At 69.6% G+C, this 16,627-nt stretch carries 14 protein-coding genes, 1 tRNA gene and 1 riboswitch; of the genes, 11 read left to right on the forward strand and 4 right to left on the reverse strand.

From position 1 onward, the window contains the following. Window positions 1-58: 58 nt before the first annotated feature. The 8 genes from OG611_RS11610 to OG611_RS11645 all read left to right on the forward strand — a co-directional run bounded on the left by OG611_RS11610 (window position 59) and on the right by OG611_RS11645 (window position 9,506). The gene (locus OG611_RS11610) at window positions 59-1,021 is read left to right on the forward strand and encodes a transglycosylase family protein (protein WP_266418365.1); all 963 of its coding nucleotides are present in this window, start codon (window positions 59-61) and stop codon (window positions 1,019-1,021) included. Window positions 1,022-1,321: 300 nt separating this feature from the next. Continuing rightward, window positions 1,322-1,493: riboswitch (cyclic di-AMP (ydaO/yuaA leader) on the forward strand. Between the two features lie 3 nt (window positions 1,494-1,496). After that, on the forward strand, window positions 1,497-2,273 hold the full coding sequence (locus OG611_RS11615; RefSeq protein WP_266418367.1) for a transglycosylase family protein: 777 nt from the start codon (window positions 1,497-1,499) through the stop codon (window positions 2,271-2,273). A 287-nt stretch (window positions 2,274-2,560) separates the two neighbouring features. Then, window positions 2,561-3,841, forward strand: a complete 1,281-nt coding sequence (gene eno, locus OG611_RS11620; RefSeq protein WP_266418369.1) for a phosphopyruvate hydratase — start codon at window positions 2,561-2,563, stop codon at window positions 3,839-3,841. Window positions 3,842-3,949: 108 nt separating this feature from the next. Then, complete coding sequence (locus OG611_RS11625) at window positions 3,950-4,420, forward strand: septum formation initiator family protein (RefSeq protein WP_266418371.1); 471 nt, start codon at window positions 3,950-3,952, stop codon at window positions 4,418-4,420. Between the two features lie 59 nt (window positions 4,421-4,479). Then, on the forward strand, window positions 4,480-5,013 hold the full coding sequence (locus OG611_RS11630; RefSeq protein WP_124722936.1) for a DUF501 domain-containing protein: 534 nt from the start codon (window positions 4,480-4,482) through the stop codon (window positions 5,011-5,013). A 123-nt stretch (window positions 5,014-5,136) separates the two neighbouring features. Continuing rightward, window positions 5,137-6,078: a Ppx/GppA phosphatase family protein gene (locus OG611_RS11635; RefSeq protein ID WP_266418374.1), complete on the forward strand. Its 942-nt coding sequence runs from the start codon at window positions 5,137-5,139 to the stop codon at window positions 6,076-6,078. A 414-nt stretch (window positions 6,079-6,492) separates the two neighbouring features. Further along, window positions 6,493-7,878: an NAD(P)/FAD-dependent oxidoreductase gene (locus OG611_RS11640; protein WP_124722938.1), complete on the forward strand. Its 1,386-nt coding sequence runs from the start codon at window positions 6,493-6,495 to the stop codon at window positions 7,876-7,878. A 323-nt stretch (window positions 7,879-8,201) separates the two neighbouring features. Continuing rightward, complete coding sequence (locus OG611_RS11645) at window positions 8,202-9,506, forward strand: cyclopropane-fatty-acyl-phospholipid synthase family protein (RefSeq protein WP_266418375.1); 1,305 nt, start codon at window positions 8,202-8,204, stop codon at window positions 9,504-9,506. An 88-nt stretch (window positions 9,507-9,594) separates the two neighbouring features. On the opposite strand, the gene OG611_RS11650 is transcribed toward OG611_RS11645, so the two are convergent. Continuing rightward, window positions 9,595-12,123: an ABC transporter permease gene (locus tag OG611_RS11650; RefSeq protein WP_266418376.1), complete on the reverse strand. Its 2,529-nt coding sequence runs from the start codon at window positions 12,121-12,123 to the stop codon at window positions 9,595-9,597. Between the two features lie 58 nt (window positions 12,124-12,181). Beyond that, window positions 12,182-12,949: an ABC transporter ATP-binding protein gene (locus OG611_RS11655; RefSeq protein WP_266418377.1), complete on the reverse strand. Its 768-nt coding sequence runs from the start codon at window positions 12,947-12,949 to the stop codon at window positions 12,182-12,184. Window positions 12,950-13,402: 453 nt separating this feature from the next. Here OG611_RS11655 and OG611_RS11660 point away from each other — a divergent pair. Both OG611_RS11660 and OG611_RS11665 read left to right on the forward strand, forming a co-directional pair. After that, a tRNA-Leu gene (locus OG611_RS11660) sits at window positions 13,403-13,488 on the forward strand. 358 nt (window positions 13,489-13,846) lie between these two features. After that, a complete protein-coding gene (locus OG611_RS11665) occupies window positions 13,847-14,734 on the forward strand; it encodes a Bax inhibitor-1/YccA family protein (protein WP_266418378.1) in 888 nt (295 codons plus the stop codon). Between the two features lie 74 nt (window positions 14,735-14,808). Here the strand turns inward: OG611_RS11665 and OG611_RS11670 are convergent, their stop codons facing one another. Further along, a complete protein-coding gene (locus OG611_RS11670) occupies window positions 14,809-15,036 on the reverse strand; it encodes a DUF4287 domain-containing protein (RefSeq protein WP_266418379.1) in 228 nt (75 codons plus the stop codon). Between the two features lie 100 nt (window positions 15,037-15,136). Between OG611_RS11670 and OG611_RS11675 the strand changes: the two genes are divergently transcribed. Then, window positions 15,137-15,454, forward strand: a complete 318-nt coding sequence (locus OG611_RS11675; RefSeq protein WP_266418380.1) for a hypothetical protein — start codon at window positions 15,137-15,139, stop codon at window positions 15,452-15,454. Window positions 15,455-15,528: 74 nt separating this feature from the next. On the opposite strand, the gene OG611_RS11680 is transcribed toward OG611_RS11675, so the two are convergent. Beyond that, window positions 15,529-16,374 (reverse strand): hypothetical protein, encoded by an 846-nt coding sequence (locus OG611_RS11680; RefSeq protein ID WP_266418381.1) that lies wholly within the window; start codon window positions 16,372-16,374, stop codon window positions 15,529-15,531. Between the last annotated feature and the right edge of the window lie 253 nt (window positions 16,375-16,627).

Consider the following 16,627-nt stretch of genomic DNA (forward strand, 5'->3'; position numbering starts at 1 on the left):
CCGCTAGGTTCACCGTTCGACTCACCAGTCACATGTCAGTCACACGGAAGGCAACCCCATGGGCTCCGCGAACGGCAGACACCGTCGCCCCCGTCAGGCACCCGCCATCGTCGTCGCCGCGGGCGTGACCGGATCGGCCATCGCCATCCCGCTGCTCGGCGCGTCCGGTGCGCACGCGGCCGACGCCACGACCTGGGACCGGGTGGCCGAGTGCGAGAGCGGCGGCGCGTGGAGTGCCGACTTCGGGAACGGCTACTACGGCGGCCTGCAGTTCTCGCCGGAGACCTGGAAGGCGTACGGCGGTGAGGCGTACGCGGAGCGCGCCGACCTCGCCAGCCGGGCGCAGCAGATAGAGGTGGCCGAGAAGGTCCTGGACGGCCGGGGCCCGCAGGCCTGGCCCAGCTGTGCGGTCATCTCCGGCCTCGCGGTGGACGGGAGGCTGCCGGGAGTCGACCCGGGCTCCGTTCCCGCCGACGACCCGACCGGGAGTGCGAAGCCGGCTGACAACGCGTCGGCGGACCCGTCCCACGACGCCACGCCGTCCGGGAGCGCCTCGGACGGCTCGGACGCCGTGGACGGTGCGGACGGCTCGGACGGGGCCGACAAGCCGTCAGGGAAGGCCTCGCCGTCCCCGAAGTCCCCGGCTTCGACCGCTCCGTCTCCCGGAGCGTCCTCCGGTACGCCCCGCGACACGTCCGATTCACCCGACTCGTCCGGTGATGCGGGCGGCAAGCACCGCGGCGCGCCGGCCACCGAGAGGAGTCGCGACACGGACGGCGGCGGCCGTGAGCCGGGCCGTCACGCCTCCCGCGGCGGCAACGGCGCGCGCGACACGGCCGAGCCGACGGCTGACGACGCGTACACCGTCCGGCCCGGCGACAACCTCTGGTCGATTGCTGATGCACAGAAGGTTCCCGGAGGCTGGCCCGCACTCTATGAGGCCAATAAGGGTGCCGTCGGCTCCGACCCGGACCTCATCCGCCCTGGCCAGAGCCTCGATCTCGATGTGAAGGCCCAGTGAAGGCAGTCTGATAATCGACTAAAAGCACCTCAAAAATCAGGGTAGTTCAGGGACCTATGTCCGCTTATGCGTAAGTGAGACATGGGTCTCTTTGCGTCAACTGGCGTGTCGCGCCCGGGAGGCCCTTCCGCATCACGTCCCACCTGCGGAAACGACGGTTCTTCAGATGCAAGTACGGGTTGATTGTCCGATGTGTCCGTCTTTGAATGTGGGGGTTGCGTATGTTTACGGTCGGAACCGCTCGCACCGCGGGCCCCGTCGACCGTCACGCCGAATCCTGCCGTCGGTCGAAGGGAACAGACGCGTAAAGCGCCGTAGGCAGGAGCGGGGGACCCAGGTAAGCGCCGGGCCCGATCGTCGAAAGACGCATCAGGACCGGCTTGGGGTGAAGTCGCGTGCTAGGACGTGCGACCGGGCAACTCACTTGGCCCGAACCCGACAGCTCACCTCGTAGGCGTCGGTGAGGAGAAGTTCCATGCTGCTTTCCAGCAAGGGCAAGCACCGCCGCCCGTCCAAGGCCGTCCGTATCGCCACGCTCGCCGGTGTCGCCGGTGCCGCCGTCGCCGTGCCCCTGATGGGTGCGACCAGCGCCTCCGCCGCCTCCGTCGCCACCTGGGACGCCGTCGCCCAGTGCGAGTCCGGTGGCAACTGGTCCATCAACACCGGCAACGGCTACTACGGCGGTCTGCAGTTCTCGCAGTCCAGCTGGGCCGCCGCCGGCGGTACGCAGTACGCCGCCCATGCCGACCTGGCCACCAAGGCCCAGCAGATCGCCACCGCCGAGAGGCTCCTCGACATGCAGGGCCCGGGTGCCTGGTCCTGCGCCGGCGCCGGCAACCTGACCAACGACGGTGTCGACCCGGGCGTCAACACCGGCTCCTCCTCGAACTCCACCGCGAGCTCCGGCGCCTCCGAGCAGCAGAGCGCCCCGGCCGCCCCGAAGCAGCAGTCGCAGCCGGCCCAGCAGGCCCAGCCGAAGCAGAGCGAGCGCACCGAGGCCCCCGCCGCCTCCCGCTCGGAGCGCTCCGCCGCCCCGCAGGCCGAGTCGAAGAAGACCGTCACCACCCCGACCGGCGAGAAGGTCAAGAAGGGCGACGGCGAGTACAAGGTCGCCTCCGGCGACTCCCTCAGCAAGATCGCGGCCGACCACAAGGTCGAGGGCGGCTGGCAGCAGCTGTTCGAGCTGAACAAGGACATCGTCAAGGACGCCGACCTGATCTACCCGGGTCAGCAGCTGCACCTGACGAAGTAGTCGAGGCTCTCTCCTCCCCGAGCACCCCGGCCCGGCGCGCATTCCCCCCGTATGCGCCGGGCCGGGGTTCGGCCGTCTGTGCTCGGGGGAGCGCCGGACCGTTCAAGTGTTGTAGTTACTGGCCAGTAAATTTCTGCCTGTTTGCCCGGCAATGTGCGCCCTCGGGTCCTTTTTCGTCCCAGGGGTCGGGCGGTCGTCGGGCTCAGCGGGCCGGGCCGGTTAGGCTCTTGTCGCAAGGCCAAAGTGACCCTGCACAACCAGCGTCATATCCCAGAAGGAGATGCCTCGTGCCGTCCATCGACGTCGTCGTAGCCCGGGAAATCCTCGACTCCCGTGGAAACCCCACGGTCGAGGTAGAGGTCGGCCTCGACGACGGCAGCACGGGCCGTGCTGCCGTTCCGTCCGGCGCCTCCACCGGTGCGTTCGAGGCCATCGAGCTTCGCGACGGTGACCCCAACCGCTACCAGGGCAAGGGCGTCGAGAAGGCCGTCCTCGCCGTGATCGAGCAGATCGGCCCGGAGCTCGTCGGCTACGACGCCACCGAGCAGCGGCTGATCGACCAGGCGATGTTCGACCTGGACGCCACCGAGAACAAGGGCTCGCTCGGCGCCAACGCCATCCTCGGCGTCTCGCTGGCCGTCGCCCACGCCGCCTCCGAGGCCTCGGACCTGCCGCTGTTCCGCTACCTCGGCGGCCCGAACGCGCACCTGCTGCCCGTTCCGATGATGAACATCCTCAACGGCGGTTCGCACGCCGACTCCAACGTGGACATCCAGGAGTTCATGATCGCGCCGATCGGCGCGGAGTCCTTCTCCGAGGCGCTGCGCTGGGGCGCCGAGGTCTACCACACGCTGAAGAAGGTCCTGAAGACCAAGGGTCTTTCGACCGGTCTCGGCGACGAGGGCGGCTTCGCGCCGAACCTGGAGTCCAACCGCGCCGCCCTCGACCTCATCGTCGAGGCCATCAAGGAAGCCGGCTACGCCCCCGGCAAGGACATCGCGCTCGCGCTCGACGTCGCCGCGTCCGAGTTCTACAAGGACGGCAAGTACGAGTTCGAGGGCAAGTCCCGCTCGGCCGCCGAGATGACCGAGTACTACGAGGAGCTCGTCTCCGCGTACCCGCTGGTCTCCATCGAGGACCCGCTGTACGAGGACGACTGGGCCGGCTGGAAGGTCATCACCGACAAGCTCGGCGCCAAGGTGCAGATCGTCGGCGACGACCTCTTCGTCACCAACCCGGAGCGCCTGGCCCGCGGCATCGAGGAGGGCTCCGCCAACGCCCTGCTCGTCAAGGTGAACCAGATCGGCTCGCTGACCGAGACCCTGGACGCCGTCGAGCTGGCCCAGCGCAACGGCTTCAAGTGCATGATGTCGCACCGCTCCGGCGAGACCGAGGACGTCACCATCGCCGACCTCGCGGTCGCCGTGAACTGCGGCCAGATCAAGACCGGCGCCCCGGCCCGCTCGGACCGCGTCGCCAAGTACAACCAGCTGCTGCGCATCGAGGAGATCCTCGACGACGCCGCGGTGTACGCGGGCCGCTCGGCGTTCCCGCGGTTCAAGGGCTGATCATCCCTTTCGGCCCGTCAGGGGCCGAAGGCCATGGCATCCGTCCGTCCCCGCACTCGGTCCCGTACCGTGTGCGGGGACGGACGTGCGTAGTGGGGAGGCGGAGACATGGCCGCGAAGGACCGGGACCGGTTCTCCACCGCGACCCGGCTGCGGCTGCTCGGCGAGCAGACCGCCGCCCGCGTCTACCGTTCCCAGAACCGCCGTCAGGCCCGCCGCTCACGGCTCACCGGCCGGGCGGCCTTCCTCGTGCTCATCGTCTGCTCCCTGGTGGTCGCGCTCGCGTACCCGATGCGGCAGTACGTCTCGCAGCAGGACGAGATCGCCGACCAGGAGCGCCTGGCGCAGGAGGCCAAGGCCCGTACCGAGGAGCTGCGCGACGAGAAGGCGCGCCTCCAGGACGACGCGTACATCAGGCAGCTGGCCCGCACGCACCTGCACTACCTTCTTCCCGGGGAGACCGGTTACACGGTGATCGACCCCGACGCGGTCAAGGAGCGCGAGGGCAGGACGGACGAGTCCGGCCGGCCGTGGCACTCCAACCTCTGGGACGGCGTCGACAGCGCCGACCGCGACTGACTCTCTTCATCCATCTGCAGAACCGCAGTTCGAGCAGCCCGATCAGAACCTAGGCAGGCATGGAAACGCCCCCTCCCCAGACCGAGTCCACCGCGCCCACCGAGGCGGACATCGCCGCGTTCCAGCAGCAGCTGGGCCGCCCGCCGCGCGGTCTGCGCGCGATCGCGCACCGCTGCCCGTGCGGCAACCCGGACGTGGTCGAGACGCAGCCCCGGCTGGAGGACGGTACGCCGTTCCCGACGACGTACTACCTGACGTGCCCGCGTGCCGCGTCCGCGATCGGCACGCTGGAGGCGAACGGGGTCATGAAGGAGATGACCGAGCGCCTCGGTACGGACCCCGAGCTGGCCGCCGCGTACCGGGCCGCTCACGAGGACTACATCGCACGGCGCGACGCCATCGAGGTGCTGGAGGGCTTCCCGAGCGCGGGTGGCATGCCGGACCGGGTGAAGTGCCTGCACGTCCTGGTCGGGCACTCGCTGGCCGCGGGGCCCGGGGTGAACCCGCTGGGCGACGAGGCCATCGCGATGCTGCCGGAGTGGTGGCGCAAGGGGCCGTGCGTCTCACCGTGCGGCGCGCCGGACGAGGGCTGACCGTTCGTCTCCCGGGGCTCCGCCCCCGGACCCCCGCTCCTCGATCGCCGGAGGGGCTTGATCCGGGGCTCTGCCCCGACCCCGCTCCTCGTTCGCCGGAGGAGCTTGAGCTGGGAGTACTTCATGACCCGCGTGGCCGCCATCGACTGCGGTACCAACTCCATCCGCCTGCTCGTCGCCGACGCGGACCCGTCCACCGGTGAGCTCGTCGAGCTCGACCGGCGGATGGAGATCGTCCGCCTCGGCCAGGACGTCGACCGGACCGGGCGGCTCGCCCCCGAGGCCCTGGAGCGGACGTTCGCGGCCTGCCGTCAGTACGCGGCGGTGATCAAGGAGCACGGTGCGCAGCGGATCCGCTTCGTCGCCACCTCCGCCTCCCGCGACGCGGAGAACCGGGACGAGTTCGTTCGCGGGGTGCTGGAGATCCTGGGCGTCGAGCCCGAGGTGATCAGCGGTGACCAGGAGGCGGAGTTCTCCTTCACCGGAGCCACCAAGGAGCTCGCGGGCCGCGATCACCTGGCGAAGCCGTATCTCGTCGTGGACATCGGCGGCGGCTCCACCGAGTTCGTCGTCGGCGACGACCATGTGCGGGCCGCGCGCTCCGTGGACATCGGCTGCGTGCGGATGACCGAGCGGCACCTCGTACGCGACGGCGTCGTGACCGACCCGCCGACCGCCGACCGGATCGGCGCGATCCGGGCCGACATCGACGCCGCCCTCGACCTCGCCGAGGAGAGCGTCCCGCTCACCGGGGCCGCCACCCTCGTCGGCCTCGCGGGGACGGTCACCACGATCGCCGCGATCGCCCTGGGGCTCGACGCGTACGACTCCGAGGCGATCCACCACTCCCGGATCTCCTTCGAGCAGGTCCGGGAGATCACCGGACGGCTCCTCGGCTCCACCCACGCCGAGCGGGCCGCGATCGGCGCGATGCATCCGGGACGGGTCGACGTGATCACGTCCGGGGCGCTGATCCTGCTCGCCGTGATGGAGCGGACCGGGGCCCGGGAAGTCGTGGTCAGCGAGCACGACATCCTCGACGGAATCGGCTGGTCGATCGCCTAGAACCCGATGCTCATGCGCGCTTTGGCCTGCACCTTTGAGCCGGTGTGGGCCGCGTGGGCGGTGGTTCGCGAGACACGGCGCGACGAAGTTCGTGAACTTCTTCACAAGGAATTCGGCTCCGCGGAGGGCAGTTCTGCTCCGTATGGGTATCAGGAGCCGCTCGTCGGGCCGTCGTGTCTCCGTACGGAAGTGTTCCGGACGTGTTGCCGGTAGATGAATCGGAGCGGTGGTTCACCCCGTCCGGAGGGCCAAGGGCCAGCTCACAAGCGGTGAACAACGTTCGCCGTCGCACCGTGGTTCCCTCGCGGCGCCATGACCTCGGTCACGTGGGCGGCGAAGTGTAACAGAAGGTTGCTCATAGCTTGTGAAGGGGCTCACGAGCATGCCCTCGGAGGGGGGTGGATACTCGATGGCATGAGCACCACGGAGCGTCCCAGGATCCTCGTAGTAGGCGGTGGGTACGTAGGCCTGTACGCAGCTCGACGCATTCTCAAGAAGATGCGCTACGGCGAGGCGACCGTCACGGTCGTCGACCCGCGCTCGTACATGACGTACCAGCCCTTCCTCCCCGAAGCTGCTGCCGGCAGCATCTCGCCTCGGCATGTCGTCGTCCCGCTGCGACGCGTACTGCCGAAGGCCGAGGTGCTCACCGGCCGCGTCACGACCATCGATCAGGACCGCAAGGTCGCCACGGTCGCGCCGCTCGTCGGCGAGGCCTACGAGCTGCCCTTCGACTACCTGGTCATCGCGATGGGCGCGGTCTCCCGCACCTTCCCGATCCCCGGCCTCGCCGAGCAGGGCATCGGCATGAAGGGCATCGAGGAGGCCATCGGCCTGCGCAACCACGTCCTCGAGCAGCTGGACAAGGCCGACTCGACGACCGACGAGGACGTCCGCCGCAGGGCGCTGACGTTCGTCTTCGTGGGCGGCGGCTTCGCCGGTGCGGAGACCATCGGCGAGGTCGAGGACATGGCCCGCGACGCGGCGAAGTACTACACGAACGTGAAGCGCGAGGACATGCGCTTCATCCTCGTCGACGCCGCCGACAAGATCCTTCCCGAGGTCGGGCCGAAGCTGGGCACCTGGGGCCGGGAGCACCTGGAGTCCCGTGGTGTCGAGGTCTTCCTCTCGACCTCCATGGACTCCTGCGTCGACGGTCACGTCGTCCTGAAGAACGGCCTCGAGGTCGACTCCAACACCATCGTGTGGACGGCCGGCGTGAAGCCGAACCCGGCGCTGGCCCGCTTCGGCCTGCCGCTCGGTCCGCGCGGTCACGTGGACACCTCCGAGAAGCTCCAGGTGCAGGGCACCGACTACATCTGGGCCGCGGGCGACAACGCCCAGGTTCCGGACATGGTCGGCCGCAAGGCCGGCAACCCGAACGCCTGGTGCCCGCCCAACGCGCAGCACGCGCTGCGGCAGGCCAAGGTCCTCGGCGACAACGTCATCTCCGGGATGCGCGGCTTCCCGCAGAAGGACTACAGCCACGCCAACAAGGGTGCGGTCGCCGGTCTGGGGCTGCACAAGGGCGTCGCGATGATCGTCATGGGCAAGATGAAGATCAAGCTCAAGGGACGCCTCGCCTGGTACATGCACCGTGGCTACCACGGCATGGCGATGCCGACCTGGAACCGTAAGATCCGGATCTTCGCCGACTGGACCCTTGCGATGTTCCTCAAGCGCGAGGTCGTCTCGCTCGGCGCGATGGAGACGCCGCGCGAGGAGTTCTACGAGGCCGCCAAGCCGGCCCCGGCACCGGCCGCCGCCAAGGCCGAGGGCGAGAAGGCCAAGGCCTCCTAGTCCGACCGCGGGCCCACTCGCCCGCGCAGTACGTGCACAACGCCCGAAGGGGCCGTCCGCCATCCGTGGTGCGGGCGGCCCCTTCGGCGTACCCGGTCCCGCGCGGCGGGGCGTGGTGCGGGGCGCCGCGGGTCGGCCCGGCGAACGGATGCATGTGGTGTACAGCTATTTTGCCCTTCCATTGCGCTGTAGCGGGATGGCGTGCGCTCCGCAGACTGTTGACGGGTACGTACCTCGTCGCGGCGCACGGGTGCCCGGCGTGGTTGCAGGCATGTTCGACCATGTTTGGGCACATTGGGAACACCATCACGGAGGTGTGCGCCATGGCAGACGCCGCGTTGCGGCTGACCGCTCTCGCCGAGGAGTTGCTGGGAGAAAAGCTGCCGGTCCGTATCCGGGCCTGGGACGGCAGCGAATCCGGACCGCCCGGGGCCCCCGTACTTGTGATCCGGAACCGCCGCGCGCTGCGCCGGCTGCTCTGGAAGCCGGGCGAACTGGGCCTGGCCCGCGCCTGGGTGGCGGGCGAGCTCGACATCGAAGGCGATCTCTACGAGGCCCTGGACCTGATGGCCTCACTGATCTGGGAACGCGGGGCCGACGCCAAGGACAGCGTCCACCCGGTCCGCGACCCCGGGGTACGGGCCTTCGCCAAGGGGCTGCTGCAACTGGCCGGCCCCTGGCCCCCGCCGCCCCCGCCGCCCGAGGAGGTGCGCCGCCGCACCGGCACCCTCCACACCAGGCGTCGCGACAAGGAGGCCATCAGCCACCACTACGACGTGGGCAACGACTTCTACGAACTGGTCCTCGGCCCGTCCATGGTCTACTCCTGCGCCTATTGGGAGGACGGCGGAAACCTTGAGGACGCCCAGCGCGACAAGCTCGACCTGGTCTGCCGCAAGCTCGCGCTGAAGGAGGGCGACCGCCTCCTCGACGTCGGCTGCGGCTGGGGCTCCATGGCCATGCACGCCGCCCGCGAGTACGGCGCCCGGGTCACCGGAGTGACCCTCTCCGTCGAACAGGCCGCCTTCGCCAGGAAGCGCATCGCGGAAGCGGGACTGACCGACCGGATCGAGATCCGGGTCCAGGACTACCGGGACGTCAGGGACGGCCCGTACGACGCCATCTCGTCCATCGGCATGGCGGAACACGTCGGCTCGGCCCGCTTCCGCGAGTACGCCGACGACCTCTACGCACTCCTCAAGCCCGGCGGCCGGCTGCTCAACCACCAGATCGCCCGCCGCCCCGAGAAGGACGAGTCCGCGTACCACGTGGACGACTTCATCGACGCCTATGTCTTCCCGGACGGTGAACTGGCCCCGTTGGGCCGGACCGTGGCCACCCTCGAAGAGGCCGGCTTCGAGGCCCGCGACGTCGAGTCGCTCCGCGAGCACTACGCGCTGACCCTGCGCCGCTGGGTGGCCAACCTGGAGAAGCACTGGGACCGCGCGGTCCGGATGACCTCGCCCGGACGGGCCAGGGTCTGGCGCCTCTACATGGCCGCCTCCGCCCTCTCCTTCGAGCACAACAAGATCGGCGTCAACCAGATCCTCGTGGTGCGTCCGGCGGCGGGCGGGTCCTCCCGCATGCCGCTGCGGGCCCGCGACTGGACGGCGTCCGCGACCGGCTGACACCGGGACGGACCGAGGGCCGGTACCCGCAGCTCCGTGCTGCGGGTACCGGCCCTCGGGCGCGTCCGGCGAGATGCCGCCCGGTTCGCTACTCGGTCTTGATCGCCGTCAGCATGTTCAGCTTCGCGGCGCTGCGGGCCGGCCAGAGCGCGGCCAGCACACCCACGACCCCTGCCAGCACCAGGAAGACCGCGATCCGGTCCCACGGGATGACCAGCGCGTAGTCCGGGATGTCCGACGACAGGGTCTGCCCGATCGCCCAGCCGAGGAACATGCCGAGCACGACACCGACCACCGCACCGAAGAGCGAGATGACCACGGCCTCCAGCCGGATCATGCGCTTCACCCTGCGCCGGTCCAGGCCGATCGCCCGCAGCATGCCGATCTCCTGCTGGCGCTCGAAGACCGACATCGCCAGGGTGTTGATGACCCCGAGCACCGCGATGATCAGGGCCATCGCCAGCAGCCCGTACATGATGTTCATCGCGAGGTTGACCGAGCCACCGAACATGTCACGGATGTCCTGACGGTCCATGATGCTCATCCCCGGGTTGTCACCCAGAGCCTTCACCAGGGCCTGCTCGTTGGCCTCGCTCGCGCCGCCGTCCATCTTCAGCCAGATCTCGCGGATGTCCGACATGCTGGCGTGCGCATCGGCGACGTTCTTCGGGAGCAGGACCGGGGAAAGCATCTCGTTCCCCTGGAAGACCGCCCCGACCTTCAGCTCGCCCTTCTTGGCGTCGTCGAACTTCACCCGGAGGGTGTCGCCGGTCTTCCAGCCGTTGGACTTGGCCGTCTTCTCGTCGACGGCGATCTCGCCCTTCTCCAGCGCGTCGATCGAGCCGGAGACGGTCGGCAGTGCGAAGAGCTTCTGCACGTCGCCGGGGGAGACGGCGGACGCGGAGTGGTACTCGTCCTTGACCTCGATCGAGGTGGCCTGTTGCGGCGAGACCGCCGAGACCCCGTCGGCCTTCTGCAGGGCGGTGAGCGCCGACTCGTCGAGCGGACCGCCGCTCGCCATCGTCACCATGTAGTCGGCCTTGATGTTGTCCGTGGTCATCCGGTCGACCGCCTGGCCGAGGGTGACGCCGAGGACCGAGATGCCGGTGACCAGGGTGAGGCCGATGGCCAGCGCGGAGGCGGTGGCACCGGTACGGCGCGGGTTGCGGACCGCGTTCTGCGCGGCCAGCTTGCCGGAGACCCCGAACAGCCGCTTCAGCAGCGGGCGGACCAGTGCGATCACCGGCCGCGACAGCAGCGGGATCAGCACGATGACACCGATCAGCGTGAGGAAGGCGCCCACGGCGATGACGGTCCGGCCGGCCGATCCGGACTTGGCCGCGCCCGCCACGATCGCCACCCCGCCCAGCAGGGTGAGCACCGCGCCGATCGAGTTGCGCAGCACCAGGGACTTGACGGTGGCCGTCGCGTGCACGCTGCTCATCGCCGCGACCGGCGGGATCTTGGCGGCCCGGCGGGCGGGCAGCCAGGCGGCCAGCACGGTGATCAGGACACCGACGGCGAACGCGGCGATGACCGCGGTGGGCGAGATGATCAGCGGTCCGGCCGGGATCTTCCCGCCGAACAGGCCCATCGCGGAGCGCAGTCCGATGGCGAGGCCGAGGCCGAGGGCGAAGCCGACGACCGAGGCGATCACGCCGACGACGGCCGCTTCGAGGAGCACCGAGCGCTTGACCTGGCGGCGGGAGGCGCCGACGGCGCGCATCAGTGCCAGCTCCTTGGTGCGCTGGGCCACCAGCATGGTGAAGGTGTTGGCGATCAGGAAGATACCGACGAACAGGGCGATGCCGGCGAAGGCGAGCAGCATCCCGTTGAGACCGCTCAGACCGTCCTCGATCTGCTTGGCCTGATCGTCCGCGAGCGCCTGGCCGGTCTTGGCCTCGGCGTCCTTGGGCAGCAGCGGCTTCACTCCGGCCAGCAGCTTCTCGGCGGAGACGCCGGGCGCGGCGGACACGTTGGCGTCCCTGAACACGCCGGGCTTGAGGTAGAGCTTCTGGGCGACCTCGGTGTCGAAGAGGACCAGGCTGCCGCCCGCGTTGACCGCGCCGTCCTCGGTGGTGAAGACACCGGAGAGGGTGTACTCCTTCACCGGCCCGTTCGTGGCGACCCGGACCCGGTCACCGACGTGGTACTCGCCCCGCTTCGCGGTCTCCTTGTCGAGCGCGATCCGGTCGGCCGCGACCGGGCCCGTACCGTCGACGAAGGTGTACGCGGAGTCCTTGCCGTTCTTGCCGGGGAAGTAGTTCCCGCCGGTGTTCGACCAGCCGTTGCCGATCAGCTTGCCGTCGGGGTCGGCGACCCCGGCGAAGCCGGAGACCCGGCCGGTGGCGGTGTCGACGCCGTCCAGGCCCTGGATCTTCTTCAGGGTGGCGGCGGTGATGCCGGCCGTCTTCTCGTCGCGCTGGTCGGCGTAGGTGGTGACGGCCACGGCGACGTCGTCGTAGCTCTTCGCCGACTGGTTACGGAGGGCGTTGCCGAGGGTGTCGGTGAAGACCAGCGTGCCGGAGACGAAGGCCACGCCGAGCATCACGGCGAGGACGGTCATCAGCAGCCTGGCCTTGTGCGCGAGCACATTGCGCAGGGCGGTACGGAACATGTCTGTCAGTCCTGGGATGGGGAGGGGTTCCGGAAAGGGGCGCGGGGAAGGGCGGGCTTCAGCTGGTGCGGCCCTTGGCGTCGAACGCCTTCATCCGGTCGAGGACCCCGTCCGCGGTGGGGTGCAGCATCTGGTCGACGATCCGGCCGTCCGCGAGGAAGATGACCCGGTCCGCGTAGGAGGCGGCCGCCGGGTCGTGAGTCACCATCACCACGGTCTGCCCGAGCTCGCGCACCGAGTTGCGCAGGAAGCCGAGGACCTCGGCGCTGGAGCGGGAGTCCAGGTTTCCGGTCGGCTCGTCACCGAAGATGATCTCCGGCTGCGAGGCCAGGGCGCGGGCCACCGCGACGCGCTGCTGCTGGCCGCCGGAGAGCTCGGTCGGCCGGTGGCTCAGCCGGTCGGAGAGGCCCACCATGTCGATGACCTTGCGCACCCACGCGGCGTCGGGCTTGCGGCCCGCGATGTCCATGGGGAGCGTGATGTTCTCCTGGGCCGTCAGCGTGGGCAGCAGGTTGAACGCCTGGAAGATGAAGCCGATCTTGTCCCGGCGGAGCTGGGTGAGCTGCTTGTCCTTGAGGGAGCCCAGTTCCGTGTCGCCGATCCGTACCGAACCGCTGCTGAAGCTGTCGAGGCCGGCCACGCAGTGCATCAGCGTGGACTTGCCGGAGCCGGACGGGCCCATGATCGCGGTGAACTCGCCCCGCGGGAAGTCCACGGAGACCCGGTCCAGGGCCGTGACCCTGGTCTCGCCTTCTCCGTAGACCTTCGACAGGTCCGTGGCGCGGGCGGCCACCGTGGTGACGCGGGGTGCGGTGGAAGTGGTCACGGGAATCTCCTGTTTCGGGGCTCCGGCCGAGGCTCGTCCGGGGTTTTGTTCGGAACCCTTCAATCGTCACCGCTGTTCCGCCGCCGGACGTCAGTCCGCGTGCCCGTTCCGGGGACAGTCTTGAGTCGCATCGGGAAGGCCCTGCGTCCTCCTGCGGTATGACACCGACCCTGAGGCGTCGGTCCGGGGGACCACCGCCGGGACCGGGGGCGAGCCCGCGGCGGCCGTCGGCGCGTGCCCGGTGAATGCGCCGTCCGGGTGCGGCGACTTTACGTCAATCCGGATTACCGGCCGCCGCGCCCGCTACCCCGCCCAGGCATGTGGCGATGCCCTTTCGCGAGTGCTGACGACCCCTCAAACGGTCAATAAAATAAGACAACATCGCGCCACTGATCCGCTGTTCGAGGGAAGTCCCCGGATAGGGTCATGTGCCAACGCGGAGCCGCGCGCCAGGCCTGGATGGTGGAATGCAGACACGGCGAGCTTAAACCTCGCTGCCCCTCGGGGGCGTACCGGTTCGAGTCCGGTTCCAGGCACCACTACTCACTCGGAGGCCGAGCCGACGGAACGCCTCGGACCACGACCGATTCCGGGATGGCGGGCCACGCGCAGCGCATGCTCCATGACTTCAGCCGCCGCTCCTGTCGTCCGGGCGCGATGACGCCGTACACGCGATGACGCCGTAAAACCGGTCGGTCGGCACGTTACTGGAGCGCGGGCCCGGACGGTATGGGGCGCAGCCGGTTTTCTGCGCGGTGCCGCTCGGCCCGGTGACCGACGGGCGGGTGTCGCTCCGGACAGGTATCCGCAAAGATCCTCCCCAAGCAGTAGTCTGATTCTTTTGCCTACCCATTACTCTTGTGGGAAGGCCGCGCAGGGTGGCCATGGAGGAGTGAGATGAGGAGCAGCAACCCGGTCTTCTCGCGACGGGGCTTCAGCCGCGACAACGGATACGCGGGCTTCAACGCGGCGCCGCAGGCCGGGGCCCCCGCAGCGGGTGCCAACCCGTACGCGCAGGGCACCGCCGCCAACCCGTACGCCACCAACCCCTACGCCCAGCCGGACGCCCAGTACGGCGCCCCGCAGGCACCGGCGCGCACCGGCGCGATGACGATCGACGACGTCGTCACGCGGACAGCGATCACGCTGGGCACCGTGGTGCTCGGCGCCGTGCTCGCCTGGGCGCTGCTGCCGGTCGACGAGGCGAACCTCGGCAAGTCGTACGGCATCGCGATCGGCGCCGCCCTGGTGGCGTTCGTCCTGTCGCTCGTCCAGTCCTTCAAGCGCAGGCCGGTGCCGGCGCTGATCGTCTCGTACGCGGCCTTCGAGGGTGTCTTCCTCGGAGTGATCTCGAGCGCGGTCAGCACGTACATCGGACCGGGCGTCGTGATGCAGGCGGTGATGGGCACCATGTGTGTCTTCGCCGGTGTGCTGCTCGCGTACAAGATGCGCTGGATCCGCGTCACCCGCCGCTTCTACGGCTTCGTGATGGCCGCCGCCATGGGCTTCATGCTCCTGATGGTGGTCAACCTGCTGTTCGCCGTCTTCGGCGGCGGTGACGGCCTGGGCTTCCGCAGCGGTGGCCTCGGCATCCTCTTCGGCGTCATCGGGATCGTCCTCGGTGCGTGCTTCCTGGCCCTGGACTTCAAGCAGGTCGAGGACGGCATCGCCTACGGCGCACCCCGCGAGGAGTCCTGGCTGGCGGCCTTCGGCCTCACCATGACCCTGGTGTGGATCTACCTGGAGATGCTGCGTCTGCTCTCCATCCTCAGCGGCGACGACTGATCCGCCCGCACCCAGACGACGGGAACGGCCCGCAGGCAGCGCCTGCGGGCCGTTCCCGTTTTCCACGCCCGTCGCTAGAGCAGCTTGCGGGCGGCCCTTCTGAGGTCGTACTCGTGGATGAGCGCCTTCGCGTGTCCGTAGGCGAGGTCGTGTTCGCTCCGCAGCCAGCTGACCTTCTCCTCGAAGCGGAGAGCGGGTCCTTCCTCCACGGTGCGGAGCCAGTCGGTGATTTCACGACCGGTGCAGCGGGGGATCCGGGCGAGCAGATTGCGATGGGTTTCTTCGGAGAAGACTTGGGACATCGGCGCCTCCGACGCATTGCGCGTTGCTGGTCCTTGCCGACACCGTGCCCGAGCATCGGCCCGTTGGCAACCGTCCTGTCTGGGCGCGTAGGGTCGCGGAGTGCTCGATACGACCCCGCTGATCACTGCCGTGGACCGATTCGCCGACCGGCTGCGCGCCGCCCCGCAGAGCCGCCTCCAGCGCGGCGCCGCCGCCGAAGGACTTGCCGCGGCGCGGGAACTGGCGCTGCGCGCCCAGCGGATCGAGGCGCCGGACCGGGAGCCGCACACCATGCCCGACGCCGGGATCTTCTCGATCGGCGACCAACTCGCCGTGGCGGGGCGCGATCTGGCGGTGGCACTGGAAACGGCCCCGTCGGCTGAGCTGGACGAGGCCGTGCAATTCGTGGACGAGGCCGCTGCGCGCGCGTTCGCGTAGCGGCGGGCGGCAGTCCTGGGGATCGCCCCGGGGGCGGCGGCCGGCGAGAGCCGCTGTGCCCGGATGCCGCGGTGTCAGAACGAGGCGATGACGCGGTCGGCGAGGATGTAGACGTTCTCCTCGCCGCAGGAGAAGGTCAGGGCGTACGCGCCGGAGACACCGGAACCGCCCAGCAGTACCGGGTGCTCGCCGGCGAGCAGCGAGCCGGCCAGCCGCTCGGCCGTCTCGCGGTGGCCGGGCGTCATGCAGAGCGTGGTGCCGTCGGCGAAGACATAGACGTCGAGCGTGCCGAGCGGACCGGGGCGCACATCGGCCAGTTCCGTACGGCTGTCGGCGAGCTCTTCGAGACGGTTCACGGTGCGCTCGTGGTCGGTGACGACCGGGGTCTGCACCGGTACGAAGTCGGGGTGCGAGGGGTGCCGGCGGCGGGCGGCGGCCAGTTCGGGGGAGTCCTCGGCGAACTCCGCCGTCCCGGGCAGCTCGGTCATGTCCGCCAGCTCCGTCAGTTCCACCAGCTCGTCGAGGGCTTCGCCGGCGTCGAGGTCCATCGCGTCGAGGCCCGCGAAGTCGGCCTGGCGGGGCATGAAGAACGGGGCGTCCTCGCCCACCCCGGTCAGGCCGCCCAGCAGGGACGGGGCATCGGCGGCATCACGCGCTTCCTGGGTGGCCCAGAACGCACGGGCCTCCGCGAGCTCGCGCTCGCGTTCCTCGGCCAGCGCTTCGGCGACGGCCGCGCGTATCTCGGCGACGGGGGTGACGGTGCTGCGGCTCTGCGCGGGCACGGTGACGCCGTGCACACGGGCCTCGGCCAGCTCCGTACGAAGGGCCGTGACCTGCTTGCGCAGCCCGTGAGCAGCGTGCAGAGCAGCAGCGCCCACGGCCGTGGCGGCGGCGGTGGTCAGCAACAGGGCAAGAGACATGGCGCTCACTGACATACTCCCGGTTTCAATCGATCCCCCGACTTCCTACATCAGCTTGTCCCCTACCTGCGCCCTGTGTCAGTGCATTACGTCACGAATTGGACAGGTCTTTGGGCCTGGGGTTTAACCCTGATGCGGGTGTGACCTGCGGGAATGCCTCTCCCCCAGGAGATAGGTCACATCCTGGGGGAGATTCGGTCACGGTCGGGGCTCGGAACCGGCCACCGTAGGGGGCGTGGGCCCGCTGACGGCT

It is taken from the genome of Streptomyces sp. NBC_01363, from assembly GCF_026340595.1.
Classification (GTDB): Bacteria; Actinomycetota; Actinomycetes; order Streptomycetales; family Streptomycetaceae; genus Streptomyces.